Annotated in this window: 27 protein-coding genes, 4 tRNA genes and 1 riboswitch; of the genes, 20 read left to right on the top strand and 11 right to left on the bottom strand. The window is 59.8% G+C overall.

The features are described from left to right. Window positions 1–49: 49 nt before the first annotated feature. A complete protein-coding gene (locus tag HMPREF3175_RS04750; RefSeq protein WP_370977307.1) occupies window positions 50–709 on the bottom strand; it encodes a DUF3000 domain-containing protein in 660 nt (219 codons plus the stop codon). A 248-nt stretch (window positions 710–957) separates the two neighbouring features. Between HMPREF3175_RS04750 and HMPREF3175_RS04745 the strand changes: the two genes are divergently transcribed. Both HMPREF3175_RS04745 and HMPREF3175_RS04735 read left to right on the top strand, forming a co-directional pair. Then, the gene (locus tag HMPREF3175_RS04745; RefSeq protein WP_083289404.1) at window positions 958–2,487 is read left to right on the top strand and encodes an ATP-binding cassette domain-containing protein; all 1,530 of its coding nucleotides are present in this window, start codon (window positions 958–960) and stop codon (window positions 2,485–2,487) included. Window positions 2,488–3,605: 1,118 nt separating this feature from the next. Further along, on the top strand, window positions 3,606–3,974 hold the full coding sequence (locus HMPREF3175_RS04735; RefSeq protein WP_035757698.1) for a roadblock/LC7 domain-containing protein: 369 nt from the start codon (window positions 3,606–3,608) through the stop codon (window positions 3,972–3,974). Window positions 3,975–4,058: 84 nt separating this feature from the next. Here the strand turns inward: HMPREF3175_RS04735 and msrB are convergent, their stop codons facing one another. Further along, on the bottom strand, window positions 4,059–4,475 hold the full coding sequence (gene msrB, locus HMPREF3175_RS04730; RefSeq protein WP_052048691.1) for a peptide-methionine (R)-S-oxide reductase MsrB: 417 nt from the start codon (window positions 4,473–4,475) through the stop codon (window positions 4,059–4,061). A 46-nt stretch (window positions 4,476–4,521) separates the two neighbouring features. On the opposite strand from msrB, the gene HMPREF3175_RS04725 reads away from it, so the two are divergent. Continuing rightward, window positions 4,522–5,727, top strand: a complete 1,206-nt coding sequence (locus HMPREF3175_RS04725) for an alpha/beta hydrolase family protein (RefSeq protein WP_070490903.1) — start codon at window positions 4,522–4,524, stop codon at window positions 5,725–5,727. 81 nt (window positions 5,728–5,808) lie between these two features. Here the strand turns inward: HMPREF3175_RS04725 and HMPREF3175_RS04720 are convergent, their stop codons facing one another. Further along, on the bottom strand, window positions 5,809–6,243 hold the full coding sequence (locus tag HMPREF3175_RS04720) for a SufE family protein (RefSeq protein WP_070490901.1): 435 nt from the start codon (window positions 6,241–6,243) through the stop codon (window positions 5,809–5,811). 12 nt (window positions 6,244–6,255) lie between these two features. Continuing rightward, window positions 6,256–7,176 (bottom strand): sulfurtransferase, encoded by a 921-nt coding sequence (locus tag HMPREF3175_RS04715; RefSeq protein ID WP_070490899.1) that lies wholly within the window; start codon window positions 7,174–7,176, stop codon window positions 6,256–6,258. A gap of 306 nt (window positions 7,177–7,482) precedes the next feature. On the opposite strand from HMPREF3175_RS04715, the gene zapE reads away from it, so the two are divergent. After that, a complete protein-coding gene (gene zapE, locus HMPREF3175_RS04710; RefSeq protein ID WP_035757606.1) occupies window positions 7,483–8,526 on the top strand; it encodes a cell division protein ZapE in 1,044 nt (347 codons plus the stop codon). 115 nt (window positions 8,527–8,641) lie between these two features. On the opposite strand, the gene HMPREF3175_RS04705 is transcribed toward zapE, so the two are convergent. The 6 genes from HMPREF3175_RS04705 to HMPREF3175_RS04680 form a co-directional block, all read right to left on the bottom strand. Then, window positions 8,642–8,715, bottom strand: a tRNA-Gly gene (locus HMPREF3175_RS04705). A gap of 71 nt (window positions 8,716–8,786) precedes the next feature. Further along, a tRNA-Val gene (locus HMPREF3175_RS04700) sits at window positions 8,787–8,858 on the bottom strand. 24 nt (window positions 8,859–8,882) lie between these two features. Next, a tRNA-Cys gene (locus HMPREF3175_RS04695) sits at window positions 8,883–8,956 on the bottom strand. 48 nt (window positions 8,957–9,004) lie between these two features. Continuing rightward, window positions 9,005–9,078, bottom strand: a tRNA-Gly gene (locus HMPREF3175_RS04690). A gap of 210 nt (window positions 9,079–9,288) precedes the next feature. After that, a complete protein-coding gene (locus HMPREF3175_RS04685) occupies window positions 9,289–9,768 on the bottom strand; it encodes a DUF3817 domain-containing protein (protein ID WP_070490897.1) in 480 nt (159 codons plus the stop codon). Continuing rightward, entirely contained in the window at window positions 9,765–10,217 is a 453-nt protein-coding gene (locus HMPREF3175_RS04680; RefSeq protein ID WP_035757608.1) for a DUF2871 domain-containing protein, read from the bottom strand. The genes HMPREF3175_RS04685 and HMPREF3175_RS04680 overlap by 4 nt, the downstream gene beginning before the upstream one ends. Window positions 10,218–10,497: 280 nt before the next feature. On the opposite strand from HMPREF3175_RS04680, the gene HMPREF3175_RS04670 reads away from it, so the two are divergent. The 9 genes from HMPREF3175_RS04670 to hisF all read left to right on the top strand — a co-directional run bounded on the left by HMPREF3175_RS04670 (window position 10,498) and on the right by hisF (window position 18,747). Next, window positions 10,498–11,343, top strand: a complete 846-nt coding sequence (locus HMPREF3175_RS04670; RefSeq protein WP_070490894.1) for a PD-(D/E)XK nuclease family protein — start codon at window positions 10,498–10,500, stop codon at window positions 11,341–11,343. A 195-nt stretch (window positions 11,344–11,538) separates the two neighbouring features. Continuing rightward, window positions 11,539–12,126 carry a peptide deformylase gene (def, locus tag HMPREF3175_RS04665; RefSeq protein WP_035757611.1) on the top strand — a complete coding sequence of 196 codons (588 nt, stop codon included), beginning with the start codon at window positions 11,539–11,541 and terminating at the stop codon, window positions 12,124–12,126. Between the two features lie 7 nt (window positions 12,127–12,133). After that, window positions 12,134–13,084 carry a methionyl-tRNA formyltransferase gene (fmt, locus tag HMPREF3175_RS04660; RefSeq protein ID WP_070490892.1) on the top strand — a complete coding sequence of 317 codons (951 nt, stop codon included), beginning with the start codon at window positions 12,134–12,136 and terminating at the stop codon, window positions 13,082–13,084. Next, window positions 13,081–14,724 (top strand): RsmB/NOP family class I SAM-dependent RNA methyltransferase, encoded by a 1,644-nt coding sequence (locus HMPREF3175_RS04655; RefSeq protein WP_070490890.1) that lies wholly within the window; start codon window positions 13,081–13,083, stop codon window positions 14,722–14,724. The genes fmt and HMPREF3175_RS04655 overlap by 4 nt, the downstream gene beginning before the upstream one ends. After that, window positions 14,721–15,395, top strand: a complete 675-nt coding sequence (rpe, locus tag HMPREF3175_RS04650) for a ribulose-phosphate 3-epimerase (protein WP_070490888.1) — start codon at window positions 14,721–14,723, stop codon at window positions 15,393–15,395. Before HMPREF3175_RS04655 ends, rpe begins: the two co-directional genes overlap by 4 nt. A gap of 138 nt (window positions 15,396–15,533) precedes the next feature. Beyond that, window positions 15,534–15,681, top strand: a riboswitch (FMN riboswitch). A 223-nt stretch (window positions 15,682–15,904) separates the two neighbouring features. Then, the gene (gene pnuC, locus HMPREF3175_RS04645; RefSeq protein ID WP_141742466.1) at window positions 15,905–16,618 is read left to right on the top strand and encodes a nicotinamide riboside transporter PnuC; all 714 of its coding nucleotides are present in this window, start codon (window positions 15,905–15,907) and stop codon (window positions 16,616–16,618) included. A gap of 173 nt (window positions 16,619–16,791) precedes the next feature. Further along, window positions 16,792–17,055, top strand: coding sequence for a phosphoribosyl-ATP diphosphatase (locus HMPREF3175_RS04640; RefSeq protein ID WP_035757616.1), 264 nt, complete (start codon window positions 16,792–16,794; stop codon window positions 17,053–17,055). 62 nt (window positions 17,056–17,117) lie between these two features. Further along, entirely contained in the window at window positions 17,118–17,963 is an 846-nt protein-coding gene (hisG, locus tag HMPREF3175_RS04635; RefSeq protein ID WP_218078876.1) for an ATP phosphoribosyltransferase, read from the top strand. 13 nt (window positions 17,964–17,976) lie between these two features. Further along, on the top strand, window positions 17,977–18,747 hold the full coding sequence (hisF, locus tag HMPREF3175_RS04630; RefSeq protein ID WP_035757618.1) for an imidazole glycerol phosphate synthase subunit HisF: 771 nt from the start codon (window positions 17,977–17,979) through the stop codon (window positions 18,745–18,747). 38 nt (window positions 18,748–18,785) lie between these two features. Here the strand turns inward: hisF and HMPREF3175_RS04625 are convergent, their stop codons facing one another. Continuing rightward, entirely contained in the window at window positions 18,786–19,478 is a 693-nt protein-coding gene (locus HMPREF3175_RS04625) for a TIGR03085 family metal-binding protein (RefSeq protein WP_256276271.1), read from the bottom strand. Between the two features lie 45 nt (window positions 19,479–19,523). Here HMPREF3175_RS04625 and hisI point away from each other — a divergent pair, with 45 nt between their 5' ends. The 7 genes from hisI (at window position 19,524) to trpA (ending at window position 26,100) form a co-directional block, all read left to right on the top strand. Further along, window positions 19,524–19,994 (top strand): phosphoribosyl-AMP cyclohydrolase, encoded by a 471-nt coding sequence (hisI, locus tag HMPREF3175_RS04620; protein ID WP_370991821.1) that lies wholly within the window; start codon window positions 19,524–19,526, stop codon window positions 19,992–19,994. Beyond that, entirely contained in the window at window positions 19,994–21,637 is a 1,644-nt protein-coding gene (trpE, locus tag HMPREF3175_RS04615; RefSeq protein WP_070490886.1) for an anthranilate synthase component I, read from the top strand. Before hisI ends, trpE begins: the two co-directional genes overlap by 1 nt. Further along, window positions 21,630–22,370, top strand: a complete 741-nt coding sequence (locus tag HMPREF3175_RS04610; protein ID WP_070490884.1) for a Trp biosynthesis-associated membrane protein — start codon at window positions 21,630–21,632, stop codon at window positions 22,368–22,370. The genes trpE and HMPREF3175_RS04610 overlap by 8 nt, the downstream gene beginning before the upstream one ends. A gap of 279 nt (window positions 22,371–22,649) precedes the next feature. Then, window positions 22,650–22,904 (top strand): HGxxPAAW family protein, encoded by a 255-nt coding sequence (locus HMPREF3175_RS04605; protein WP_035757622.1) that lies wholly within the window; start codon window positions 22,650–22,652, stop codon window positions 22,902–22,904. A gap of 133 nt (window positions 22,905–23,037) precedes the next feature. Beyond that, on the top strand, window positions 23,038–23,859 hold the full coding sequence (trpC, locus tag HMPREF3175_RS04600; protein ID WP_070490882.1) for an indole-3-glycerol phosphate synthase TrpC: 822 nt from the start codon (window positions 23,038–23,040) through the stop codon (window positions 23,857–23,859). Window positions 23,860–24,016: 157 nt separating this feature from the next. After that, window positions 24,017–25,306: a tryptophan synthase subunit beta gene (gene trpB, locus HMPREF3175_RS04595; RefSeq protein ID WP_070490972.1), complete on the top strand. Its 1,290-nt coding sequence runs from the start codon at window positions 24,017–24,019 to the stop codon at window positions 25,304–25,306. Next, complete coding sequence (trpA, locus tag HMPREF3175_RS04590) at window positions 25,303–26,100, top strand: tryptophan synthase subunit alpha (protein ID WP_035757632.1); 798 nt, start codon at window positions 25,303–25,305, stop codon at window positions 26,098–26,100. Before trpB ends, trpA begins: the two co-directional genes overlap by 4 nt. Window positions 26,101–26,103: the final 3 nt, after the last annotated feature.

The raw sequence follows: 26,103 nt of genomic DNA, 5'->3' as shown, positions 1-26,103 counted from the left end.
GTGAGGCGTACTTTACCCGATGCTCACGCCGCCTCAGCAGGGAACTCGCTTAAGTGAGGCGGACGTTGGGAAGCGGTGTAATCCCATCTTCGAGAGGGGGGAGCCCCGCGAACGAACAGACCATGTCACACCAGGCTTCAAGCTGGTTTTGGACGTTGTAGTTGCCCGGGGTCCAGGAGGCCCGAAGCTCGATGTTGACAGAGTCCGGCCGCTGTTGAAGATCGCCGAAGTTCTCGCTTAAGGCACGTGTTGCTGTCCCGCCGGCGCGGCGGTAGGGTGCGCCATGTTCCTCGAGGGCCTCAACCAGCCACGTCCACGCGACAGAAGCGGCGAGCTGATCGTTACCCATCTCACCATCAACTTCGGCGCGGATATAGGTCACGATGCGCATCGTGCCGTCCCATACCGTGTTGCCTTGCGGATCAAACAGCAAAATGAACCTGCCCGTGGCAAGCTCCGAGCTAGAGTCCGTTTCAGCGCTTGGAACAGCGCTTGAACCCTTGATGGTTTCGTCTTTAACGTCACCTTGAACGGCTGCGACATTCGCTTTGAGCGCGACCGCGTACGGGGCTAGACGTTTAGGTGCGGGGATTTCCTCGAGCGTCATCTCAGGACGAACCAGGGCGCGCTTCAGACCGTCCAGCACCATCGAAAATTCGTGCGGAACACCGGTTGACCTCAACCGTGTCGTGTCTGCGCTAAAACCCACACCGCTAGCTTATGGAACACGAAAATCTTTTGGTGACGGCACGCCGATAACGCTCAACCCGGGTCATCTGCCAGCGACTGTGCGTAACGCTTCCTGGCGTAGGTTAGAATTCAGTTATAGCATTCTGTCGTTTGTAGAGAACTCAAGAGAATCCAAGCTGTCCGCTGGCGTGGACGTCGACCATGCTCCGACGTCGACCACGTTTTGTTGCGCCATCACGGCAGTCTTGAAAGGTAGCTTCATAAACCATGCTCGACCAGGACTCCATCCTCTTTTCAACTCGCGGCCTCCAAAAGCGCCACGGCTCCAAGGACGCGCTTGTCGATATCAACCTCGACATCGCACGCGGCGAGATCATCGGCCTGGTGGGCCAGAACGGTGCCGGAAAGTCAACGTTGCTCAACGTCATTGGCGGCGCCTACAAGGCTGACGAGGGCGAAATGATCCTCGCGGGGGAGCCGTACAACCCCGATTCACGTGAGGCAGCCTTGGCCGCTGGAGTCAGTGCAATCCCGCAAGATTTCACAGTCGACCCAGAGCTCACGGTGGCCGAGGAGATCTTCGCCACCTCGTTCCAAGCCAGCGCTCCGTATGAAGAAAAAGTCAAGCAGGCTCAAGAACTGCTCGAAGCCGACGGGATCAACATCGACCCTAACGCGCGTCTAGGCGACCTCGCACGCGCTGAACAGGTCTGCGTGCGGCTGCTCCGCCTCTCCTTCGAAGAGTCTCACCTGCTGCTTCTGGACGAGATCACCGCGGTCTCCAATGACCTCGAGATCTCTGTGTTGCACGCCATCACCAACCGCCTGACCAAACAAGGCCGTTCTGTCGTCTACATTTCCCACCGTCTGGATGAGGTGCAGTCCCTCAGCGACCGCATCGTCATCATTCGTGACGGACGAATCTTCGGCGAACTCGAGCCAAGCGAATCCGGTGGCGCGCCTGGCATCGCCAACGCGATCTTCATGCGCGAGTTCGCCCCAGTTGAGCGGCCTACGGAGCTTGCAGATCCCGAGCCGCTGTTCGAGATCGAGGCGTTTGAAGCAAAGGGCGTCAACCCTGTCACGCTCACGGTCAACCGCGGCGAAGTTCTCGGCATCACGGGTATGCGCCGTTCCGGCCACATCGAACTCGGCGCGGCCATCGGCGGCCTCAACCCGTCGACCGGTGGAACGTTGCGACTCAACGGCAACGAGATCAGCATTCAGTCAACGGAGGATGCCACCAAGAACGGCATCGCCTACCTGCACGACGAAGACAACGCTCGCGGCATCACCAAGGATGACACGATGGCGAGCGCCACGATGCAGCCGATGGAAGGCACCTCTTTCGTTGAGGAAGCTAAGCGTTTCCGTGAAGTTGTGGCAACCATGCAGCGCCTCGACATCAGCGCGGTCGGCCCACACGAATCGATCGGTAACCTCTCCGGCGGTGACCAGCAGAAGGTAGCGCTGGCGAAGTGGCTGCAGGCTGACGCCGATGTTGTTGTGCTCAGCCACCCGACCCGCGGTGTTGACGTTGCCTCGCGTGAAGTGGTTTACGAAATGATTAGCGAAATCACCGGCCACGGTGGCGCTGTCATCCTGATCTCGAGCGACATGACCGAGGTGCTCGATAACTCGAACCGCGTAGCTGTCATGCGTGACGGTGACCTCATCGACGTGTACCCGAACGCGGGGCTCACGGAGGACATGCTGGTCATGATCGCTCTTGGCAGCCAGTGGAAGACGGGTGGCTCTGGCCGCCGTGCAGTATCGCCGAACGGCAACGATAGCTAGGTAGAACGATGGCTGGGTTCTTTAGCTGGTTCAAACGTGGCGGAGAATCGAGGGACGATGACCTCGACCTGCAACAACCGTACGCAGCTTCCGATGAACTCGACGAGACCGGTCTATCCTCTGGCGGTGCTGAAGGGACCTCCAACACATCAGCGTGGAGAGCACCCAAGCATCAGGACCGAAGCAGGGATGAGAAGCCACGGCGCAGGCCTGAACATGCAGCGTCCTCGCCAGATGAGGCTGATGCTTCATTCGACGATGTGCTGAAACACTCCGACGAGACGGAGCCAGGAGCACAACCACGGCCAACAAACCGGCAACGGCCAGTTGCGATGCCAAGGCCAGAGGTGAAGTCACGGCCGGCGCCCGCTTCACGGCCAGAGGCACGGGCTGAGTCAACGCCTGCAGATTCGAAGTCGGAACGGACGCCAGAACACAGGGCAACGCCTGAGCCGACTCACGAACCTGCAACGAGGCTAGTGCCGGTATCCGAAGCCGGCGCGAGGCGGAGGCCAGCACCTGGTTCCAAGCCAGCAGCGGCACCCAAACCAGCGCCGCAGCCGAACCGTGATTCCGCACGCGAATCAGCTGCGACGCCGAAGCCTGCGGCCCAGCAGGAACCGAAGCCAGCGACAACGCCGAAGCCAACGACAGAGTCGAAGCCTGCTCCAGAGCAGAGGCAGGAGCAGTCACCGAGGCCGGAACGAAAACCGGATCCACAACCTAACGTAGAACCACAACCGAAACCGGAGTCGCGACCTAGCACAGAACCACGACCGAAACCGGAGCCGGTTCAAGAGGAATCGGTGGCTGCTGTCAATCCGCGGCCCCGTGACCGTTCGCGATACAACGCGCGTCATTCAGGTGGGTCATTTTTTGATAATTTACCTATCGGGGAGTCAGGCAGACGCCCCGAGTTGCGTGTCCTGGACGAAAATAAAGTAGAAAAAGACAAAAGTCCGACGAGCGAAGAAAACGCGTTCGCACCTGCTTTTGAAGACTCGACGGAGCCGACAGGCTCCGCCGTACGAAGCTCTGTTTCCGCGCAATCGGAAACGGAAACCGCGAGCACCGATGCAACTGACGGTGCCGCCCCAGGAAATGAAGGGAAGACGCCCATGGCACAACTTGACCAGACTGTAAACGAACTACTCTCCATTGACGGCGCAACTGGTGCCGCAATCGTTGACATCGACTCGGGCATGGCGCTCGCGTTCGGTGGCGCGCCAGGTTTCGACCTGAACGTTGCAGCCGCCGGTAACTCGAACGTGGTTCGTGCAAAGATGAACACCATGAACGACATTGGTCTCAACGGCCGGATCGAAGACATCATGATCACGTTGAACGACCAGTACCACCTGGTCAACATCCTCGCCACTGAGGGCACCGCAGGCCTGTTCCTGTACCTGACCCTTGACCGTGCGAAGGCTAACCTGGCATTGGCCCGCCACAAGCTCAAGCAGGTTGCTAAGCAGGTTTCGGTCTAATACACGTTGGTCTAGTACCATCCGGGCCCATCGACTGCCTCGCCCTTTCGGGCGAGGCAGTTTTGTTTTGCTTCGTTTTATGGATCATGAGACCGGCTTCTGAACCAAGCAGATCGAATTGATGCAGTACCGCTGATCCGTTGGGGTGTTGAAGCCTTCACCCTCAAAAACGTGCCCCAGATGCGAATCACACCTCGCGCACCGCACCTCAACGCGGCGCATCCCTAACGAATCATCCACCAGATAGCGGATAGCAGAAGAATCCTCCGGCGCATAGAACGCCGGCCAACCGCATCGGGCATCAAATTTCGTGTCCGAAGAAAACAGTTCAGCCCCGCAGCCGCGGCACGCATACACCGCCTCGGTGGCATCGTCCGTGTACGCGCCCGTACCTGGCCGTTCTGTGCCAGCCTGACGCAACACAACGTACTCTTCAGGACTCAGCTGCTCACGCCACGCGTCATCGCCGCGGCCCAACGGATCGTCAACAAAGGAATGCATAGAGTCAGTCTACGAGGCGCCACCAATAGGTGAGATGATGGGGTGCATGGGATCCGCAGCCAACAAGAAACTGCACAGAACCAACCACGCCGGCACGCCAAAATGGGCTGTCGCAGGGCTAGGAGCAGGAATCGTCGGGGCCGGCGTGATCACCGGTTTAGGGTCCCTCTTCGCCCGCGCAGTCGTGACTCCTTCACGAAACAACCCCGAACACGTGAAGATCCTCGACACAGGCGAGGACCACATCGGCCCATACATCGATCTGCAATCCCGCGGCCCAGAAATCACAGCCCCCGGCCGTTACTCCTTGTGGTTCAACAACTACACCGGGCACATGAAGATCGGGGACATCGTCCCGACGCCGTCACGCAACAGTGTGCGCCGCCGCATCATCAGCATCGACCACGGCGACATCAGCCAGGCAACCAGCGGCAGCATTGGCGGCAACTACTACATCAACCCAGCGGATGCTGGCGTGCAGGCAACGCAAGTGTACGTGCCACTCACAGCTGGCCCTGCGCCGGCGTGGCTCGTTGAGGGCACCACCCACCCGGAAACGTGGGCGATTCTGATCCACGGGCGCGGAGCATCCCGGCTTGAAACCCTGCGCGGGCTCAAACCATTGAGTGAACTTGGCCTCACGGTGCTTTCCATGAGCTACCGCAACGACGGCGAAGGCCCGGAAGTCAACAACGGCCGCTACGGCTTAGGCGCGACCGAATGGCACGATGTGGATGCGGCTATCAGCTACGCGCTCAGCCACGGCGCCCAAGACATCGTGCTTGTGGGCTGGTCGATGGGCGGAGCCATCTCGCTACGCACCCTCGAGCTGTCGCGTTACCGGCACCGCATCCGTGCGTTGGCACTGACCGGCCCTGCAGTCGACTGGTTCGAGATCCTGCGGTATCAAGCGAAGATCAACAACATCCCGTACCTCTCGGGACGGATCGGGGAGTGGCTACTAGGCCAGCGTATCGGGAAGAAGCTCACCGGCCTGACCTCACCCATCGACCTCAAGGCGCTGAACTGGGTTGAACGCGCCGACCAGATCACCACTCCTGTGCTGATCCAGCATTCCCGCGACGACCGGTTTGTGCCATACATTTCATCCGAACGGCTCGCGAAAAAGAACCCACGCTACGTCACGCTCGTACCATTCACACGCGCCGGGCATGTACGCGAATGGAACGTCGACCCACACAAATGGGAAACAACACTCAAAAACTGGCTCCAGGAAACACTCCGCATATAAACGACAGCGCATATAAACGACAGCGCGCCCACCCGAAGCGGGCGAGCGCGCTGTCACAGCATGAGGCATCGTGGAACACGATCAAGTGTCCGCAAGTTCCTTCCGCACACGGTTCTTAATCCGGCCCAGCATCGCCGTCATCCCACGCAAGCGCAACGGTGAAACAGCGCGCGCCAAACCGATAGTTGACGGGTAATCATCCGGGGTCGCAAGAACCTCCTCGGCAGGCAGGCCATGCAAGCCCTCGACCAAGACGCCAGCGAAACCGCGCGTGGTAGGAGCCTCAGGCGGGGCCGTGATAAACACGCCTACCGTGTGGTCCGCGTCGTCGGCGACCTCAACCGTCAAAAACACAGGGGACTGGCACTCAATCACCTGTTCAAGATCAGCATCTTGGTAACGCTCAGGAAGCTCGGGAAGGTTATCTGAAAACTCGAGCAGCAACTCAAGCCGCTGCGGTTCAGGTAACGCGTTGAAATCCTCTGCGATCTCCGCCAAAGCAGTTGGCAAAGCCATCGAAGCTCCCTCCTAAACGCCGCGGACAGTAGAGCCAGGCTTCACGGTACCCGGCTGCTCACCCACAACAATCGGGACGCCCACAACATTGCCCCACTCAGTCCACGAGCCGTCATAGTTACGGACATTCTCGAAGCCGAGCGCGTATTTCAAAATGAACCACGTCAGCGCCGAACGCTCGCCAATACGGCAATACGCAATCACGTCATCGCCTGGTTTCAAACCGGCCTGATCCATGTAGAGAGCCTCAAGTTCAGCGCGAGGCTTAATCACCGAACCCTCACCAACCGCGCTTGACCACGGAACTGAAGCCGCGGTGGGAATATGGCCGCCACGCAACGCACCTTCCTCCGGATAATCAGGCATGTGCGTGCGCTCACCCGTGTACTCCTGCGGGGAACGGACATCGATCAACGGGGTAGAACCGAGCAGTGAAAGGACCTCAGGTAAGAAAACACGCAACTTCGAATCATCACGGTCAACCACCGGATAATCCGTCGTCTCACGCCCAGGCACCTCGCGCGTCAGATTACGGCCTTCCGCAACCCACTTATCGCGGCCGCCATCCATCAAACGAACATCCGGGTGACCAAACAGCTCCAAAACCCACAGTGCATATGCGGCCCACCAGTTGGACTTATCGCCGTACACCACCACGGTGTCCTCACGACTGATGCCCTTACGGCTCAGCAACGCCGCCATCGCCTCGCCATCGAGGTAATCGCGGGTCACCGCATCGTTAAGCTCGGTATGCCAATCCAGCTTGACCGCACCCTCGATGTGTCCGGTCTCATACAGCAGAACATCCTCATCAGACTCAACGATCACAACGCCGGGCTCATGCAGATGATCCGCAACCCACTGCGTGGACACCAGCTTCTCCGGGTGCGCATATTGCGCGTGGCGAGCTTCCTCCGTCAAAACCTCTGACATACCTGAACGATCTCCTTTTATTTTGTTCACGTTCGGACCCAGCGCCAACATCACGTTGACGCGGAATACACCTATCCTGAACAACCAGAATGGGCGCGTAATGATTCCCTCCCAGCCTAGTAACAAACAAAACGCAGCTTGGATGGGGCGCACACAAAAGGAAACAAACGCCAGATTGCGTAAGATCACAGGCAGAGACATCGTTGAGAAAGTGCCTCGAGGAGCGGTTGCGAACGCAGGCGTGCATGCTGGCACATCACCTTGACGACGCATATGAGGCACTGCAACCTGAGGAAACGCATCTACGTGGCAACCATTCACAAATTGACTGACATCACCCCCAACGTCGCCGCAGAGGCACTTCTAGACGGAATGCATCCGTCGTATCGGTTCGGGGAGGTCTCCTTCGACACCTACATCCCCGACCCATCCCAGCCGAGCCAAGCGGCCGCGGTGAAACGTCTGCAGGAGTTCGCAGAAACCGTCAACGCGGATGCCGCGCCCGCGAAGGGCCTCAAGAAGCTGTTCGGTAAAAAGAAGAAAGCGAAAGGTCCGGCAGGCATCTATCTTGACGGTGGTTTCGGTGTGGGTAAAACCCACCTTCTGGCTTCGCTGTGGCATGCGACGGAAGGCAAGCGTGCGTTCGGCACGTTCGTCGAGTACACCAACCTTGTGGGCGCGCTCACCTTCCCACGGGCGGTTGAGATCCTCAAGACCTATAACCTTGTGTGCATCGATGAGTTCGAGCTCGATGACCCGGGCGACACCGTCTTGATGTCCCGCTTGATGCGTGAACTGGCCGATGCCGGGGTCAAGCTGGCTGCGACATCGAACACGTTGCCTGGTGCGCTGGGGGAGGGACGCTTTGCCGCCCAGGACTTCCAGCGTGAGATCCAGGTTTTGGCGGATCAGTTCGAGATCATCCGCGTGGACGGTGAGGACTACCGCCACCGTGGCCTGCCGGACGCCCCAGAGCCAATGAATGACAGCGAGCTGTTGTCGTTTGCGGAGGAACGTTACCCGGATGCGCACATCGCCGAAGACGATTTCGGCGAGCTCGTAGAGCATCTATCGAAAGTCCATCCGTCGCGATACCGCAAGCTTCTGAGCGATACTGATGTGCTTGTACTGCACAACGTCGAAACGATTACCAACCAGGCGATCGCACTACGGTTTGTGGTTTTCGCTGACCGCCTCTATGACAAGGACGTGCCGATCGTTGCTTCCGGCGGCTCGTTCGATCACCTCTTTACGGAAGAAATGATGGCCGGTGGCTACATGAAGAAATACTTCCGTGCCGTGTCTCGTTTGACCGCCCTGGTCCGCGAAGGCCAGGGCGCCGAATCCTGAAGCTGACTCCTAGCGCCTGGCGGTGGCTGCCAGGCGCTAGGGCAGTAGCCCAGCGAAACAACTTAACGCGGAAGGCCGGGAACATCTTTTGATGTTCCCGGCCTTCCGTCATGAGAGCGGACAACGGGATTCGAACCCGCGACCTCCACCTTGGCAAGGTGGCGCTCTAGCCAGCTGAGCTATGTCCGCAAATGACAGTCCAGTTCAGGACCGTATTTATACAAACCGTGGTTCCGACCTAAACAGAACCGCGGTTCTCGTGCGCGATACTGGGTTCGAACCAGTGACCTCTTCCGTGTCAAGGAAGCGCGCTACCGCTGCGCCAATCGCGCCTATATAGGCTACAAATCACTTAGTGGAGGTGGGGACGGGATTCGAACCCGCGTATACGGCTTTGCAGGCCGCTGCCTCGCCTCTCGGCCACCCCACCACATCCGTAGAACTACGGTGCCTATGACAGGCCAGCAAGTGGTTTGCGAGCGGACAACGGGATTCGAACCCGCGACCTCCACCTTGGCAAGGTGGCGCTCTAGCCAGCTGAGCTATGTCCGCACGTGGTGTCACCCGCAGTTAGTTTCCTGTTCGGAAACCGTTTCCGGTGTGATGCCAACGAGTGATTACTCTAGACCAGATTCTTCCTCGATGCCAAATCGGGGTCAGAGCGAGTGTCTCAAGACCTGCGATATGCGCTGGCCGTCCGCAGAATGCCCCAGCTCACGAGTGAGCGCGCCGCCCGAGCAGGGCTGGCAACGCATCGTGCCGTTAGCTTCGAGGCACTGGCGGTCCAAGCCACAGCAACGTCACGAACAGCAACGCAACGAACGCAACCAACAGCACGGCCGCGAGCCACACATGACGTAAAACCCACGCCTGAACGTGCTCGATGAAACCTTTCGGTTCCTCACCTCCCGGCGCTAATCGCCATCCGCCCTTCAACAGGCCCCTGCGGTCTACGTAGAGGTCAAACGGCAGGGTTGCGAACGGCACGACTGCAAGCAGCACGCCCGTGAGGCCGATGCGGGCCGGCCACTTTTGGTTGACCCACACGAAAACGGTGGAGGTGGCATAGCTCAAGAACACGAACCCGTGGATGCCGCCGGCAATCGGCACGATGTTGGCGACATCGAGTGCGCGAAGGATCAGCGCGGTAATGAGCCCTGCCCACGTGAATATTTCTGCGATGGCGAAGGTGCGGAACAGCAGGCGAGGGGTAACAGGCTTGCTAGGTGATGTAGTAGTCATCGAATGGTCGCTCCGTTGGTGGAAGATGCAGCAACAATTTTAGGTGTGACTGCGCGGCGCACAGCCACAACAAAGACGATGAGGCCGGCCGAAATGGCGATGTGTCCCAAGCCTGCGATGCCGGAGATCATGGCCGAAGAGTCCCGGCCAAGTACGGTGAGGCTGCCGTGCCAGGTGAGCATCGCTGACGTCACAACGAGACCGGCGTTGTAGAGCCAGAAGAACCAGGCGAACAGTTTGGGGCTGTCAGAAATCGAGAAAACCTTCTCGACCACGAGGAATATGAGAAACCCCATGAAACCAAGCGCGAGCAAGTGTGTATGCACAACGCCAAGCTGCGTGAACTGGCCTTCTGGGAATTCGTTGATCTTGGTGAATTCACGGTAGAAAACGCCGGCGGTCAAGCCTGCGATCAAATAGATCAAGGATGCGTTCAGCAGCTTCTTCACGGTTCAGTTCCTTTCGGTTCCGGCGCTTCAGGTTCCGGCAGAGGCGCAACGGGTTCGGTCTTTATTGGGGTTCGGGAATGGGGTCCGGACTTTAACGTCATTCAACTTCTTTGAAGAGGCAGAAACATCGCGATCTGTGTTGAAAGTCAGCTCAACCTTTCGGTTGATGAGGTAGCGGTTTGCCGGTCCAGGTCGCGTGAACAAAGTGTCAGTGAGCAATGCCTCAGCGAGCAATGTGTCGGTGAGCAATGTGTCGGGGGTAGGTGACAAACTTGGGAGCATGACACAGCCATTGCTCGCGCATCAGACCTCCCTCGGGCGCATGTATTCACGCACCGTGGGCGGGCTCCCCGAAGTTCCCTCGATCACCACCGTGATTTCCCGCCACGCGGTGGATATGACGGGCTGGGCTGGGCATATGGCCGCGACCGCGGTCATCAATGACGAGCGTTTACCAACGTCAGTGGGCAATAAGATCCAGCTCAAGCAGATTGCGCGGCAGGCCTCTTCCGCGGCGGAGAAATACCGTGACGAGGCAGCGGCCCGTGGTGACCGGGTCCACAACTATGCCGAACACAAGGCTCTGCGTGAGCTTGGCCGCCCGCACGAGGCCGCACAGATGCGTGAAATCCTCAAAGAACACGGGGAAGGCGCCTACGCTGATCGTTTCGATGAATGGTGGGATCTCTTTGGTGTTCGGCCTATCGAACCGGAAGTCACTATCTGGAACCACACTGTCGGCTACGCCGGCACACTCGATCTGGTTGCCGAGATCGGGGGAGCGACCTGCCTGATCGACTATAAGACGCGCGGCACCACCCGGGATGGCCGTGTCAAAGCGCCAGACCCTAAAGTTGTGATGCAACTCGCCGCCGGCGCGCAGGCCGAGGAATATCTGAGCGACCCAGAGAAAGGGTTGTGGGAGCCGTGGCCGTTCCCTAAAAACAGTGTTCTGCTCGCCGTGGCTCTCGGTGAAACTGAGGTGCTACCGATGCGGGCCCAGCCTCACAGCCTCGAAAACGCGTGGAAAAGGTTCTGGGCTCTACGCCAAGTATGGGAAACCGAATCCGTGGCCTTCAGCGCAGCCGCAGAACTTCAGCCCGTCCCGCCACCAGCCACTCGGTAGTCACAACACGTACTGGGCGTAACACGTGAGCGGTCAGACCGGGCTGTCGCCCGCCAATCTCACGGTTTTCTCACATACGATGGAAAGCAAACAGCGGAGGGTAAGCACCGCTTCCGCGCCGCATTCGTTGAGCGACAAACATTCATTGAGCAACGCACGTTTTTGAGCGAAGAACATTTCAGAAAGAGGGGAAGCGTGACAGTTCACGCGATTCGTACAGTAGGGGACCCGGTCCTACGGACAGCGGCGGAGCCCGTGACCGTTTTCGATTCATCTCTAGCCACGCTGGCCCGAGACATGCACGAGACCATGAGCAAGGTCAACGGTGTGGGGCTAGCAGGACCACAGATCGGCATCAGCAAACGCATCTTCACCTACAATATCGACGGACACCAAGGCACAGTGTGCAATCCGGTCCTTGAGATCCTGGACGAAGAAACCATCGAAGACGATCGCACGATCGAAGGTTGCCTATCGGTACCCGGAATCCAGATGCCGCTGGCACGCCCTAAGAAAGTCCGACTCACCGGCGTCGATGTCACTGGCGAGGAATTAGAGATCATCGCCGAGGGCCTGCTCGCGCGTTGTTTCCAACACGAAACCGACCACCTCAACGGCAGACTCTTCATCGATCGGCTCACCGGAGACGACCGCCGTCGCGCACAACAACAGCTGCGCCACAAAACCTTCCAAAGCAACGTCGATCACGTGCAAGACCAACGCGCCACCACCATCGGCAGCGCCTTCTCAAACAAAACCGGCAACTCATTCCTCAGGAGCTGATGCGCACATGGCACGAATCCTCTACGCCGGAACCCCTGATGTTGCTGTCGCACCGCTAGCGCAGCTCATCAACGACGGCCACGAGATCGCAGCAGTATTGACACGAACTGACGCGCCCATCGGCCGTAAACGGGTCATGACACCGTCCCCGGTAGCGGCCTACGCCGAAGATCACGGGCTGCCCGTCATCAAAGCGGACAAGATCACGGACGAAGCCCATGATGTGATCGCCGCATTAGAGATCGATGTCGCCGCGGTTGTCGCCTACGGCGCGATGGTTCCACGACGCACACTCGACTTCCCAGAATTCGGGTGGGTCAACCTTCACTTCTCGCTCCTGCCAGATCTACGCGGGGCTGCTCCCGTTCAGCACGCGCTCATCCGGTGCCACGACATCACAGGCGCCACAGCTTTCGTGCTCGATGAAGGTATGGACACCGGGCCGGTGCTCGGGGTCATGACGGAAGCCGTGCAGCCAAGCGACACCGCGGGCGACCTCCTCGAACGCCTCTCCACAGAAGGCGCGGTGCTGTTGAGCCAAGCGATCACCGGCTACGTTTCCGGGGCGGTGGTTCCACAACCGCAAAAGGGCGAGGCGACGATCGCGCCGAAACTCGAACGCAACGACGGCCGCGTCGACTGGAGAACATCCGCCGAAGCCGTGCGCGGACGCATCGCCGGCACCACACCAGAACCCGGCGCCTTCACACACTTCAATGGGGCAAGCATCAAACTTGAGCGGGTGCGCATCACAACCCCAGACGAGCTCGATGCCCACGAGAAAAACCTTGCCCCTGGCCAGCTGAGATTCCGCAGCCGGAAGCCAGCCCGCGTCGTCGTCGGTACCGGGTCTTCACCGGTTGAACTGACACGTGTGCAACCTGCGGGTAAAAAGATGATGGCCGCCGCTGACTGGGCTCGAGGAGCCCTCAGCGATGGGGAAGGACACTTCGAATGAACCGAGATTCACGCTCGAATGACCGCACCCCACGATCCGGCCGAGGGGACGGGAACGGTCGCCCACGCCGAGGTCAACAGCAGAGCCAGGGTAATAGGCAAGGACACGGTCATAGGCAAGGCCACAATGACGGTTCCCGCCGCAACGCTAAAGGCCGTGAACGCAACCGCGGCGGCCGTCAACCCCGCCAGTTCAGCGCCGCAGCTCCATCGCAGCGCAGCCGCAACGCCGACCCGGCACGCAAAGTAGCGTTCGACGTTCTGCAGGCTGTCGCCGTTGACAATGCGTATGCAAACCTAGCGCTACCACACCACATTCGCCGCGCCCGCCTCGATCAGCGTGACGCAGGCTTCGCAACCGAGCTCACTTATGGTTCGTTACGAGAACTCGCGAGCCTCGACGCGGTGCTGGCCGAATGCTCCGACCGCCCACTCAAAAACATTGACCCACCGGTCTTGGATGTTCTGCGGATCGGTACCTACCAGCTTCTGCATATGCGTGTTCCGCAGCATGCCGCGGTCGATGAAACCGTGGCGCTCGCCCGCGACTGCGTAGGCGCTGGCGCGGGAGGCTTCGTTAACGCGGTTCTGCGCCGGGTCACCGAACGTTCGCGTGAAGAATGGGCTGAAACGCTCGAAGCGGCCATCACCGACCCGATGGCGCGCCTCGCCCTGCGGTACTCCCACCCCGAATGGGTGGTTCGTGCGCTACGGTCCTCGCTCGTTGTGCACGGGCGTTCAGCCGATGAGCTCGAGGCTTTGCTCGAAGCCGATAACGTGGCGCCGGAGGTGCACCTGGCCGCGCTTCCGGGGATCGCAACCGAGCAAGAACTCAAACGCCTCAAAGCCACCCCATCAACCTGGGTTCCCGAAGCATACTCAGTCAACTCTGGTGGCGATCCGTTGCGCTGGCCAGGTGTTGCCGAAGGCCATATTCGCGTGCAGGACCACGGCTCGCAGCTCGCCGCCCGCGTCCTCGCAGAAGCCGATGTTGCAGGCGCCGATGCCGGCCGTTGGCTTGATATGTCCGCAGGCCCGGGCGGTAAAGCCGCGCTGCTGGCCGCGATTGCCGCTCAACGCGGCGCGCATCTGACCGCGAATGAGGTTCAGGAGCACCGCTCTAACCTTGTGAAGCAAGCGTTGCGGGCAGTTGAAGAGAAAGCCTGGACCTCGGTGACCGGCGACGGCCGGGACATCGGTAAGGCACAGCCGAACCACTACGACCGCATCCTGCTGGATGCCCCATGCTCGGGGCTCGGCGCGCTCCGCCGCCGCCCGGAGAGCCGCTGGCGCAAACAGCCATCCGACATCCCAGCGCTCACCCGCCTACAAGGGGAGCTTCTGAACTCGGCACTCGACGCGTTGCGCCCAGGCGGGGTGCTCGCCTACGTGACGTGTTCACCGCACCCGGCTGAAACGCTCGCGATCCTCGAAGACGCGTTCCACCGTCGCAAAGACATCGAACTGCTCGACACCGGAGCAGTCCTCGACTCCGTAACGCTCACCGGCGAAGGTGACGCGACCCGCCCAGCCGACCCCGTCGTCGGAACCAGCACCGGTTCCACAGCCCAACTTTTCCCGCACTCCCACGGAACCGACGCCATGTTCATGGCACTCATCACGAAGAAGGAACAAGCATGAGCCGCCACACGTGCGCAATCCACCCCTCGATCCTCTCCGCTGACTTCCTCCGGCTAGGGGAGGAGCTACAAGCGATCAAAACCGCAGATGCCGTGCACGTTGATGTCATGGATCAGCATTTTGTGCCGAACCTGACGTTCGGCCCGCCAGTGGTCAAGAGGATTCAGGACGAGTCCCCGTTACCGCTCGATATTCACCTCATGATCGAAGACCCCGACCGTTGGGCCCCTGAATACGCGGACATGGGAGCATACTCGGTGACCTTCCACGCAGAAGCCGCGACCGCCCCGATCCGTTTGGCTCGCGAGTTGCGCGCACGCGGTTCGAAAGCCTCGATGGCTCTGCGTCCAGCAACGGGCCTGGACTCCTACATGGACATGCTCCCTGAACTCGACATGCTGTTGCTCATGACGGTCGAGCCGGGCTTTGGCGGGCAGGCTTTCCTCGACGTTGTTGTCCCGAAGATCCGCGCGGCACGTCAAGCGATTGACGGCTCTGGAGCGCAAGTCGCGCTACAGGTCGATGGCGGCGTGACAACCGAGACGATCCGCATCGCCGCTGAAGCCGGTGCGGACACGTTCGTTGCAGGCTCCAGCGTCTATGGTGCCGAAGACGTAGCGGAAGCGATTCAGAACTTGCGCGACGAAGCCCACGCTGCCATCGGAGGTTGAACTGAACTGCACTGACAACGGCAACCGTTGATGGGGCGGGCAATAGAAACTGACCTCAAGCGGGGGCAGTGAGCAAGTCGGCTCAACATTGTGTCACCGTCGCGCGGGGCCCGTATGGACATGGGTTACAGTTATGTTCACGTGCTCCGGGGTCGGTGAAAGTCCGAACCGGCGGTGATAGTCCGCGACCCGTTGCCTCAGCTTGAGTAAATGCTCTTGAAGGGAGACGGCTGAACTGGTGAAAATCCAGTACCGACAGTAAAAGTCTGGATGGGAGAAGCACGGTTTACGCTGAGACAGTGTTCTTCACGTAGCCGCTGGCTGGTATCACGCAGCCACTGATTGCGCGGAAGTTCAGCCACGTCACCGCGTGCCGAGCAGCCGAATGGACGAGTCCATACGACGAGTCCAAGACGCCGCCGCATCGCAAGTGAACGAAAGCGCTGGGCGAAGAAGCCACTCACGTATTCCTCAACCCGGGGCCGCCGTAGAGCGAGAAAGGGTTAGGAATGGATTTTCTGCGGTGGCTTGTCGAAACCTTCAACGGGACTATTGACCTGCCTGGAGGGCAGGTTTTGGTGGTCCGTGAGGTTGTTGGCAATGTTTTTGGTTTAGCTTCGGCTCTTGGCGGTATGCGCCGTAAAGTGTGGGCCTGGCCTATCGGTATTGCCGGTAACTTGTTGTTGCTCACAGTGTTCTTGGGTTCTTTGGTTGACCCGAACGCGACTATGCCTCACCTGTTGGGTCAGGCGGGCCGTCAGATCATGTTCATCGTGGTGTCCATCTACGGGTGGATCCGTTGGAACGAAAGCCGCAAGCAGCGTAGCGGTGATGATTCTCAAGCGATCACCCCACGATGGGGTGGCTGGGGCGTTCGAATCGGGATGGTGTTGGTCATGGTCATCGGCACGATCGCTCTGACCCCACTATTTGCCGCGTTGGGTTCGTATGATCCGGTGTGGGCTGATGCATGGACGTTCATTGGTTCGCTGGTAGCTACTTACGGTATGGCGAAGGGTTGGACTGAGTTCTGGCTCGCGTGGGTTGCCGTGGATATCGTGGGTGTCCCGCTGTTGTTCTCGGCAGGATACTTCGCTTCCGCGTTCATGTACTTGTTCTACGGGGTGTTCACGTTGATCGGGTTCTTCGTGTGGGCGCGTGCCCAGAAGAACGAGAAACCATCGATTGCCCGGATGGAGACACTTGACCCAACCGTGGATTGAGTTGTTCCCACCAATTGAGTCTCAGCGCAGGAACTGAGTCTCAGCCTAGGTTGGGTGTGAATGTTCGCTGGCGTCGGGCCGAGGGTAACCTCGGGCCGGCGCCGGTTGCTTTGTGTGGTCTTTGTGTCGTCACGTTCTGCTGATGCTGGGTGGGTTTGATTAGGCTGAGTGGTGTGAAAAGCTTCGAGGAACTCTTTGCTGAACTGCAAACCAAAGCTGTCGAGCGCCCTGAGGGGTCCGGCACTGTCCAAGAGCTGGATGCGGGTATCCATGCGATCGGTAAGAAGATCGTTGAGGAGGCCGCTGAGGTGTGGATGGCCGCTGAATATGAGTCGGATGATGAGGCTGCTGAGGAGATTTCGCAGCTTCTGTATCACGTGCAGGTGATGATGATCGCTAAGGGGTTGTCTCTGCAGGACGTGTATAAGCATCTGTGAGTTGTATGGCGTAGGCGTTGTTGTGGCGTGAGTTTGTGAAGGGTTGAGTTGTTGTGTCGACTTTGCGTGTAGCTGTTCCGAATAAGGGTTCGTTGTCTTCCGCTGTGACGGAGATGTTGTCTGAGGCGGGGTATCGGCAGCGTCGTGATTCGCGCGAGCTGGCGTTGACGGACCCTGAGAACGATGTTGAGTTCTTTTATCTGCGGCCGCGGGATATCGCGGTGTATGTGGGCCGTGGTGTTTTGGATTTGGGGATCACGGGCCGGGATTTGATGATGGACGCGGATGTTGATGATGCGGTTGAGGAGCTGATGCCGTTGGGTATTGGCGCCTCGACGTTCCGTATCGCTGGCCCGCGCGGTGTGTTCTCTGATTTTTCTCAGTTGAACGGTAAGCGGATCGCTACGAGTTACCGGGTTTTGGTGGATCATTATCTTCAAGAGCACGGTATTGACGCGGAGACGGTGCGTCTGGATGGCGCGATTGAGACCTCGATCCGTTTGGGTGTCGCTGACGCGGTGGCCGATGTGGTGGAGACCGGCTCGACGATGCGTGCTGCCGGTTTGGAGCCGTTCGGTCCTGAGTTGATGAAGTCTGAGGCTGTTTTGATTGGCCGGAAGAATCATCACCCGAAGGCTGAAGGCACGCTCGTGCGTCGTTTGCGTGGTGTGATTGTGGCTCGCCAGTACGCGATGCTGGATTATGACATCCCGAAGACGTTGGTTGATGAGGCGATGCGTTTGACCCCTGGCTTGGAGTCCCCAACGATTTCCCCGTTGGCTGACCCTGATTGGGTTGCGGTGCGGGCCATGGTTAACGAGAACCAGGTCAACCGTGTCATGGATGAGCTCTATGACGTGGGGGCGCGCGCGATTTTGGTGACCCCGATTAACGCTTGCCGTTTATAGGAAGGGGCAGGTTGTGTCTGTTGCTGTTCGTGTGATTCCGTGCCTTGATGTGGATGCTGGCCGTGTGGTTAAAGGCGTGAACTTTGAGGGTTTGCGCGATGCGGGGGATCCGGTTGAGCTTGCTGAGCGTTATGGCCGTGTGGGTGCCGATGAATTGACGTTCTTGGATGTCACGGCATCTTCGGATGAGCGTGACACGGTGTATGACATTGTTAGCCGTACCGCTGCTGAGGTTTTCATCCCGTTGACGGTCGGTGGCGGTATCCGTTCGGTCACGGATGTCTCTAAGCTGCTGAACGCGGGCGCGGATAAGGTTTCTGTGGCTACTGCCGCGGTGGAGAACCCGGATCTGATCAACCAGATCAGTGAGGCTTTTGGTTCCCAGGTTTTGACGTTGTCTCTGGATGCTAAGCGTAGCGATAACCCGGATCTAGCTTCCGGTTATGAGGTCATGGTGCGTGGCGGCCGGGTGGGTACTGGTCAGGACGCGCTGGAGTGGGCGGCTGAGGCTCAGAAACGCGGCGTGGGTGAGGTTTTGTTAAACTCGATCGACGCTGATGGGACGCAAGAAGGTTTCGATACGCAGATGCTGCGCGATGTCCGGCGCGTTATTTCGGTTCCGTTGATCGCATCAGGTGGGGCTGGTAAGCCTGAGCATTTCCCGCCGGCGGTGGAGGCGGGGGCCGATGCGGTGCTTGCGGCATCGCTGTTCCACTTTGGGCCTGATCACATGATGGCTGAAGTGAAGGCCGCGATGCGGGCTGCAGGCATCACGGTCCGTTAAGAACCGCGTCCGTTAAGTGCCGCGTCTGTTATGGTCCGCTAAGAGCAGCGTTCAGCGTTTTTCGCTGTTGAAGCCTCGAGTGCCTTCTTGGCCTCGGGGCTTCCTTCGTAGAGCACCAGCGCGTGTTCGGTTCGGCCGAATGCGTGCATGATGAGTTCGCTCACGGACCCGTAGATCGCGACCGAGTCGGTGCCTTTCTTGGCATGGTAGCGGGTCCCGTCAGGGCGGACGAGGATGATCCCGACCGGTGAGTTCCGGTAGAGCAGTTTGGCACCGTTCTTGAACCGCTGCCATAGCCGTTCGGTATATGCCGCATCCAGGGATCGTGGTACCCAGCGTTCGCGGGCGCGGCGGATGTCTTCGAGGTGCACAAAGTATTCGAGCAGGTTCGCTGCGGCGTCCACACGTTTGAGGTTGAACGGGGAGAACTTCTGTGGCCCTTGCGCGAATTGTTTGATGAGGCGCGCATACCCGCCGGGGTGTTGGCCTTGGGAAGCGAGGATCTCGAGTTTGCGTTCCATGCCTTGCCGTAAACCAGGGGCACCTGTGATGCCGGCGGCCCAAACGGAGCGTTCACGAAGCACCAGGTGTGCCGCTAAATGCCGTGTTTCCCAGCCATCGCACAGCGTGGGGGCGTGCGGACCTGCGGCGAGGAGCGCATCGGCGAGCGCTTGACGGGACACAGAGACAAAGCGAGGCACGCTCACAAACGTAGCACGTTCAGCTGACACGTCACGCTATGACACTGTAAGGAGTGCGCAACGTAGCATGGGAGCGTGTCTGGTTCTTCTGAAACTCCCGCTGAAATCCGTGCCGATCGCGACCAAGCAGTTGACTCGTCGCCTTCGGTGTTCGATGTTTCTGCGCTGAAATTTAACGCCGATGGCCTGATCCCTGCTGTTGTGCAGGACGTTGATTCGTTGCAGGTTTTGATGCTCGGCTGGATGGATGCCGAGGCCATCAGGCGTAGCGCTACCACCGGGCGGGCAACCTATTGGTCTCGTTCCCGGCAAGAGTACTGGCGTAAAGGTGACACATCTGGTCACATTCAAGAGGTTGTCGCGATGAACTATGACTGTGACGCGGACACGATACTGCTCACTGTGGCCCAGACGGGGGCCGCATGCCATACCGGTAGCCGCTCGTGTTTTGATGACCGCTCCATCCCGGTAGCTACGCCGTCGCGGCAAGCAAACACGGCCGCCGAAACGAGCCGAGCATACGAGACTGAAGCAGGGGAGAAGTAATGAGCGCTCCGAGGATCAACCCGAACATCACCCGCGAGGAATTCGTCGCAGCTGCTGCCTCTTCTGATGGCCCACGAGTCATCCCGGTGACAGCGCGGATGCTCGCCGACGGCCTCACGCCCTTAGGCGTGTATCGCCGCCTTGCCGATGAACGCCCCGGCACGTTCCTGCTCGAATCCGCGACCGCCGGGCAGTGGGCCCGCTACTCCTTCATCGGTGCGGCAAGTGCCGCGATGCTCACCGAACACGACGGCCAAGCCGTCTGGGAAGGAAACCCACCCGTGGGTATCCCGTCTGAAGGCAACGTCATGGAGGTTCTGCGGGAATCCCTACAGTTCCTCAACCGCGGCCAGCAAAATCTCGCCCGCCCATCGTTCCCCTTCGTCTCCGGGCTCATGGGCTACATCGGCTGGGACGCAGTCCGCTACTGGGAAACCCTCGGTCAAGGCCCAGCAGATGACATGCATGTGCCGATGCTCGCGCTGCAACTGGTCACCGACATGGCCGTCTATGACCACCTCGACGGATCACTCACCCTGGTCGCCAACGCCTACAACAAAAACGGTCTCGACACCGGAGCCGAAGGCGCATACGAGGAAGCGGTAACACGCCTACAGAACATGGCGCACCAACTCGGTGAACCCTCCACCGGCGAAGCGCCAGTCCCCATGCCATCAGCCGACGTATCGCGCGAAGAAATGTTCGCAACCGTCAAAGAAACCTGGGCAGAACCAGAATTCATGCACGCGATCGAGACCATCAAAGACGCGATCGTGGACGGCGAAGTGTTCCAAGCAGTCGTAGGGCGCCGCTTCGAACTACCAACCCAAGCGAACGCGCTCGACGTCTACCGCATCCTGCGCGCCACCAACCCCAGCCCCTACATGTATGTCGCGACCTACCACAACGCAGATGCCCAACCATTCTCCGTCGTCGGCTCCTCACCAGAAGCGCTCGTGACCGTGAAATCCGGAAACGTCGTGACCCACCCCATCGCAGGCTCCCGCCCCCGCGGAACAACACCAGCCGAAGACGAAAAACTGGCCAAAGAACTACTAGCAGACCCCAAAGAACGCTCCGAACACCTCATGCTCGTAGACCTCTCCCGCAACGACCTCTCCAAAGTCTGCACCCCAGGCACCGTGGACGTCACCCAATTCATGGAGATAGTCCACTACAGCCACATCATGCACATGGAATCCACCGTCACAGGCCAAGCCGAACCCCACACCAACGCCTACGACGTCCTCCGCGCCGTATTCCCCGCCGGAACCCTCTCCGGGGCACCCAAACCACGTGCACTACAACTACTCGACGAACTAGAACCAGTAGGGCGCGGCATTTACGGGGGAGTAGTCGGCTACTTCGACTCCGCCGGAGACATGGACATGGCCATCGCCATCCGCACCGCAGTCCTCAAAGACCGCACCGCCTACGTATCCGCCGGCGCCGGAATCGTCGCCGACTCCCAACCCGAATCAGAAGCCCTCGAAACCGTCAACAAGTCCTTCGCACCGCTACGCGCCGTATGGCTCGCCGACCAACTCAGCGCAACCGAAGACCACGGTGCCGAAGACCACAATGCTGAAGACCACGACGCCGACCAGGCCGAGGAACCAACACCCGGAGACGCCGATGCCTGACACCGAAACCCCACAGAACGGCGAAACCACACTGGGCGGCGAAACCACACCACGCCGCCACCGCTTCGGCCAACGCAAACACATCGTCCTGGCAGGCCTCACCCTCTCCATCGCCGCGCTCATCCTCATAACCCAAACCTGGATCACCATCGGCGCTCCAGACACCGGGGTAGCAGTAGAAAGCCTCAACGTCGCCGGCGGAACCGCAACACCAGCAGCACCCGCGCTCGCCGTGGTGATGCTCGCGGCCACGATCGCGCTCACCATCGCAGGGCCTGTGACGCGCTGGATCATCACCGTAGTCCAAGCCCTCGCCGGTGCTGGGGTTGCCGGGGTGAGTATCTGGGCGGCACTCTTGCCTGAGGATGCGGCATCGGCCAAGGTCGGAGAAACATTCGGCCTCGGGGTGGTCAGCAGTGTTTATGAGGTCACGATCTTTCCGATCATCACAGCGGTTGCGGGCATTCTCATGGTGCTGGTTGCGGTATGGGGCGTTTTTGTGTCGGCACCCGCCGCATCGACATCAAGCAAATATGATCGCGCGAGCTCCAAGACCGGCAGCGCAACCTCAAAGCCGGGCAACCGGCCAGCAGGTCAAAGCGCCGGAGATGATGGAACCCAAGACGATACAGCCGAGGCCATGGATGAGATCGACCAATGGGACGCCCTGACCCAGGGCGAGGATCCGACTGATCCTGACGGCCCACGCTCCGGGCGCGCACGCTTCTACTAGGACACCGCCTGTTAGTCCACCGCCTGTTAGGTAGCCCGCGGTCTCTTCATCTGAGACGCCCTTCAACCGGTGCGCAGACGCGATCGAAATGACTCGCCGCACGTAGCGATTGAGCGGTCAACGCCTAGAAGTGGCAGAATAGCTATGAGCGTGTGTTCATGCTGACGCTTCACTCGCGCACACCTGGACACATATCCACCCGTGACCTCACGGTCGCGGATGCCCCACAGAGGGCAGAGCATCACTGACCTGAGGTTTCAACTCGAAGGAGATAGGGATATGCCTCTCGATCGCCAGACCATTGCTCATGACCCAATCCATGAGCAGCACCTGGGCCACGGCAACACGGTTGCTTCGTGGGCAATGTTCACCATCATGTTTGTTGGCTTCCTGCTGTCCTGCGTCGCCTTCACCATCCCTAACTGGGTTCTTTTCTGGGCCGGCGGCGTGATCTTCGTTGTCGGTATCATCGCCGGCGTCGTTCTGAAAGCCGCCGGTTTCGGCGTGGGTGGCTCCCGCACCAAGCACGACTAACGTTGTGAGCGCTCAGCCCCGCGAAACATTCGCGGGGCTTCGTTCTATACGGGGTTATACACGGTTCTATACAGGGCATACATAAGGTCCGGTACCGTCCGAACGTAGCGGACAGAAGGGATAGGCAAGGCACATGGCTGAGGCCACTGTTTTGGATCAGATCATTGAAGGTGTTAAGGAAGATCTGGCCGAACGCAAGCAACTCGTGCCGCTTGAAGAGATCAAGCGCCGCGCCGCTGAAGCCCCACCAGCCCGCGATGCGCTGGCCGCCCTCACCCCGAACACGGATTCCGCCTTCGCTGTGATTTCTGAGGTTAAGCGCCGTTCGCCATCGAAGGGTGCGCTCGCGGACATCCCTGAACCTGCTGACCTCGCCGCCAAATATGAGGCTGGCGGCGCCGCAGCGATCTCGGTTCTGACAGAGCAGCGCCGCTTTGGCGGTTCACTCGCGGATTTCGATGCCGTCCGCGCGCGCGTCAACATCCCGCTTCTGCGCAAAGACTTCACGGTAGACGAATACCAAATCTATGAGGCCCGTGCCCACGGTGCGGATCTGGTTCTGCTCATCGTTGCGGCTTTGAGCGATCAAGAGCTCAGCGACTTCCTTGCGCTCACACACCAGCTGGGCATGAACGCGCTCGTTGAAACACACACCCCGGAAGAGATCGAACGAGCCACAAAGGTTGGCGCGAAGATCGTGGGAGTCAACGTACGTAACCTCAAAACCCTCGAGGTCGACACCGGCCACTATGCTGAACTGGCCAAGCACCTACCTGAGACGGTCGTGACGGTCGCCGAATCAGGTGTCGAGGACATCGAACAGGTCAAGACCTACGCCCACGCTGGCGCCGACGCCGTGCTTGTAGGAGAAGCACTCGTCAAGCACGCCCAACCGCGTCAAACCGTCGCCGAGTTCACTGAGGCAGGCCACACCATCCGGTCCTCAGCCCGCTAGTCACCGGCATCTCCGCTAGCCGCCATCATCATCTAGGAACGCAATGACCCACACACCAGACTCCGGCGAACAGAACCCTGCCGATCAGAACCCCGGCGAACAGAGCACCGAAGCGCGCGACACTGATGGGCGCGGTTCTGAAGGCAATAACACCGCGATGGCAGATACTTTCATGTCCGGATCGCTACGTAACGCACCCGGCCCATACTTCGGTGACTACGGTGGCCGGTGGATGCCAGAGTCTTTGGTTCGCGCCCTCGATGAGCTTGCAGAGACGTTCAACGCGGCAAAGCAAGACCCAGAGTTTGTGGCTGAGTTCCAGGACCTGCTAGCCAACTATGCCAACCGCCCGTCACTTCTAACCGAGGCGCCACAGTTCGCTGAGCACGCAGGTGGGGTGCGTGTCTTCCTTAAACGGGAAGACCTCAACCACACCGGCTCCCACAAGATCAACAACGTTCTCGGCCAGGCGCTACTTGCCAAGCGGATGGGGAAGAACCGCCTCATCGCTGAAACCGGTGCGGGCCAACACGGTGTAGCTACGGCGACAGCGGCAGCCCTGTTCGGGATGGAATGCGTCGTCTACATGGGCGAGGAAGACACCGAGCGTCAAGCCCTCAACGTGGCCCGCATGAAACTGCTCGGCGCCACCGTTATACCGGTCGCTGTTGGCTCCCGCACGCTCAAAGACGCGATCAACGAAGCATTGCGTGACTGGGTCGCGAACGTCGAACACACCCACTACCTGCTCGGAACCGCGGCCGGCCCATACCCATTCCCGAGCATGGTGCGCTTCTTCCACGAATGCATCGGTAACGAGACCCGCGAACAGATCATCGAACAAGCAGGGCGTCTCCCGGATGCGATCTGCGCGTGCGTGGGCGGCGGATCTAACGCGATCGGAAGCTTCCACGCTTTCCTCGACGATAAAGACGTCGAACTGCACGGCCTGGAAGCCGGAGGCGACGGCATCGACACGCCACGCCACGCGGCAACCATCACCCTCGGCAGGGCAGGCGTCCTACACGGGGCGAAGACCTACCTCATGCAGGATGAAGACGGCCAAACCATCGAATCCCACTCGGTCTCAGCTGGCCTGGACTATCCAGCGGTAGGCCCAGAACACGCCTACCTCGCCGACATCCACCGAGTCCAGTACACCGCCATCACTGACAGCGAGGCGATGGAAGCGTTCCGCCTGCTGTCGCAAACAGAAGGCATCCTCCCAGCGATCGAATCCAGCCACGCTCTGGCCGGCGCGATCAAAGTGGGCCAGCGCATGGCTGAAGAAGCGAAAGCTAACGGCCAAGACCCAACCGAGCACATCGTCGTCGTGACGTTGTCAGGCCGCGGCGATAAAGACGTGGCAACCGCAGCCCGCTGGTTCGGTCTGCTGGAGGAAAAAGACGAGCAGAACAACGGGGAAGAGGAAGGCAAGCAAGCGTGAGCCAGAGCGCACCACGAATCACATCCGCTGACGCGATCGCGCGGGCACACAAGGAAGGCCGCCCAGCGCTCATCGCCTACCTGCCAGCAGGCTACCCGGACGTGCAATCCACCATCGACGCGGCGATCGCGGCAGCTAAGAACGGTGCCGACATCATCGAGATCGGTTTGCCATACTCGGATCCCGTAATGGACGGGCCAGTCATCCAGGCCGCGACAACACAGTCCCTGGCGAACGGGTTCAAGGTACCGCAGGTTTTCGACATTATCCAGAAAGTCACCGCGGAGGCCGATGCTGCGGTGCTGATCATGACCTACTGGAACCTCGTGTTGCGGATGGGTGTCGATGAGTTCGCCCGCCGCCTGGCAGAAGCCGGCGGAGCGGGCCTGATCACCCCTGACCTGCTCCCGGAAGAGGCAGGCGACTGGATGGAAGCGTCTGAGAAATATGGCCTTGACCGAGTCTTTCTGACTGCGCCATCGAACACTCCGGAACGTGTCAAACAGACCGTGGATTCCTCCCGCGGGTTCGTCTACTGCGTATCCATCATGGGTGTGACAGGTGCCCGCGATAGCGTCTCTGATGCAGCACAGGGTGTTGTGGAAGCGGTTCGTGCGGCAGGTGACCTCCCCGCGTGCGTTGGGCTCGGGGTGTCGCAGCGTTCTCACGTTGAAGAGATCGGCGAATATGCAGACGGGGTGATCGTCGGTACCGCGCTCGTGCGTGAGCTCGGTGAAAACGGTCCCGAAGGCGTAGGCCGGTTGACCGCGGAACTAGCAGGACGAGGCAGGTAGCCC

This window comes from Arthrobacter sp. HMSC08H08, assembly GCF_001807575.1.
Taxonomy (GTDB): Bacteria; Actinomycetota; Actinomycetes; order Actinomycetales; family Micrococcaceae; genus Pseudoglutamicibacter; species Pseudoglutamicibacter albus.
This window is presented reverse-complemented; position numbering and strand designations above follow the sequence as displayed.

Coding starts and splice junctions, on each gene's coding strand:
- HMPREF3175_RS04745 (WP_083289404.1), top strand. CDS start 958: ATGCTCGACCAGGACTCCATCCTCTTTTCAACTCGCGGCCTCCAAAAG.
- HMPREF3175_RS04735 (WP_035757698.1), top strand. CDS start 3,606: ATGGCACAACTTGACCAGACTGTAAACGAACTACTCTCCATTGACGGC.
- msrB (WP_052048691.1), bottom strand. CDS start 4,475: ATGCATTCCTTTGTTGACGATCCGTTGGGCCGCGGCGATGACGCGTGG.
- HMPREF3175_RS04725 (WP_070490903.1), top strand. CDS start 4,522: ATGGGATCCGCAGCCAACAAGAAACTGCACAGAACCAACCACGCCGGC.
- HMPREF3175_RS04720 (WP_070490901.1), bottom strand. CDS start 6,243: ATGGCTTTGCCAACTGCTTTGGCGGAGATCGCAGAGGATTTCAACGCG.
- HMPREF3175_RS04715 (WP_070490899.1), bottom strand. CDS start 7,176: ATGTCAGAGGTTTTGACGGAGGAAGCTCGCCACGCGCAATATGCGCAC.
- HMPREF3175_RS04685 (WP_070490897.1), bottom strand. CDS start 9,768: ATGACTACTACATCACCTAGCAAGCCTGTTACCCCTCGCCTGCTGTTC.
- HMPREF3175_RS04670 (WP_070490894.1), top strand. CDS start 10,498: ATGACACAGCCATTGCTCGCGCATCAGACCTCCCTCGGGCGCATGTAT.
- fmt (WP_070490892.1), top strand. CDS start 12,134: ATGGCACGAATCCTCTACGCCGGAACCCCTGATGTTGCTGTCGCACCG.
- HMPREF3175_RS04655 (WP_070490890.1), top strand. CDS start 13,081: ATGAACCGAGATTCACGCTCGAATGACCGCACCCCACGATCCGGCCGA.
- rpe (WP_070490888.1), top strand. CDS start 14,721: ATGAGCCGCCACACGTGCGCAATCCACCCCTCGATCCTCTCCGCTGAC.
- pnuC (WP_141742466.1), top strand. CDS start 15,905: ATGGATTTTCTGCGGTGGCTTGTCGAAACCTTCAACGGGACTATTGAC.
- trpE (WP_070490886.1), top strand. CDS start 19,994: ATGAGCGCTCCGAGGATCAACCCGAACATCACCCGCGAGGAATTCGTC.
- HMPREF3175_RS04610 (WP_070490884.1), top strand. CDS start 21,630: ATGCCTGACACCGAAACCCCACAGAACGGCGAAACCACACTGGGCGGC.
- HMPREF3175_RS04605 (WP_035757622.1), top strand. CDS start 22,650: ATGCCTCTCGATCGCCAGACCATTGCTCATGACCCAATCCATGAGCAG.
- trpC (WP_070490882.1), top strand. CDS start 23,038: ATGGCTGAGGCCACTGTTTTGGATCAGATCATTGAAGGTGTTAAGGAA.
- trpB (WP_070490972.1), top strand. CDS start 24,017: ATGGCAGATACTTTCATGTCCGGATCGCTACGTAACGCACCCGGCCCA.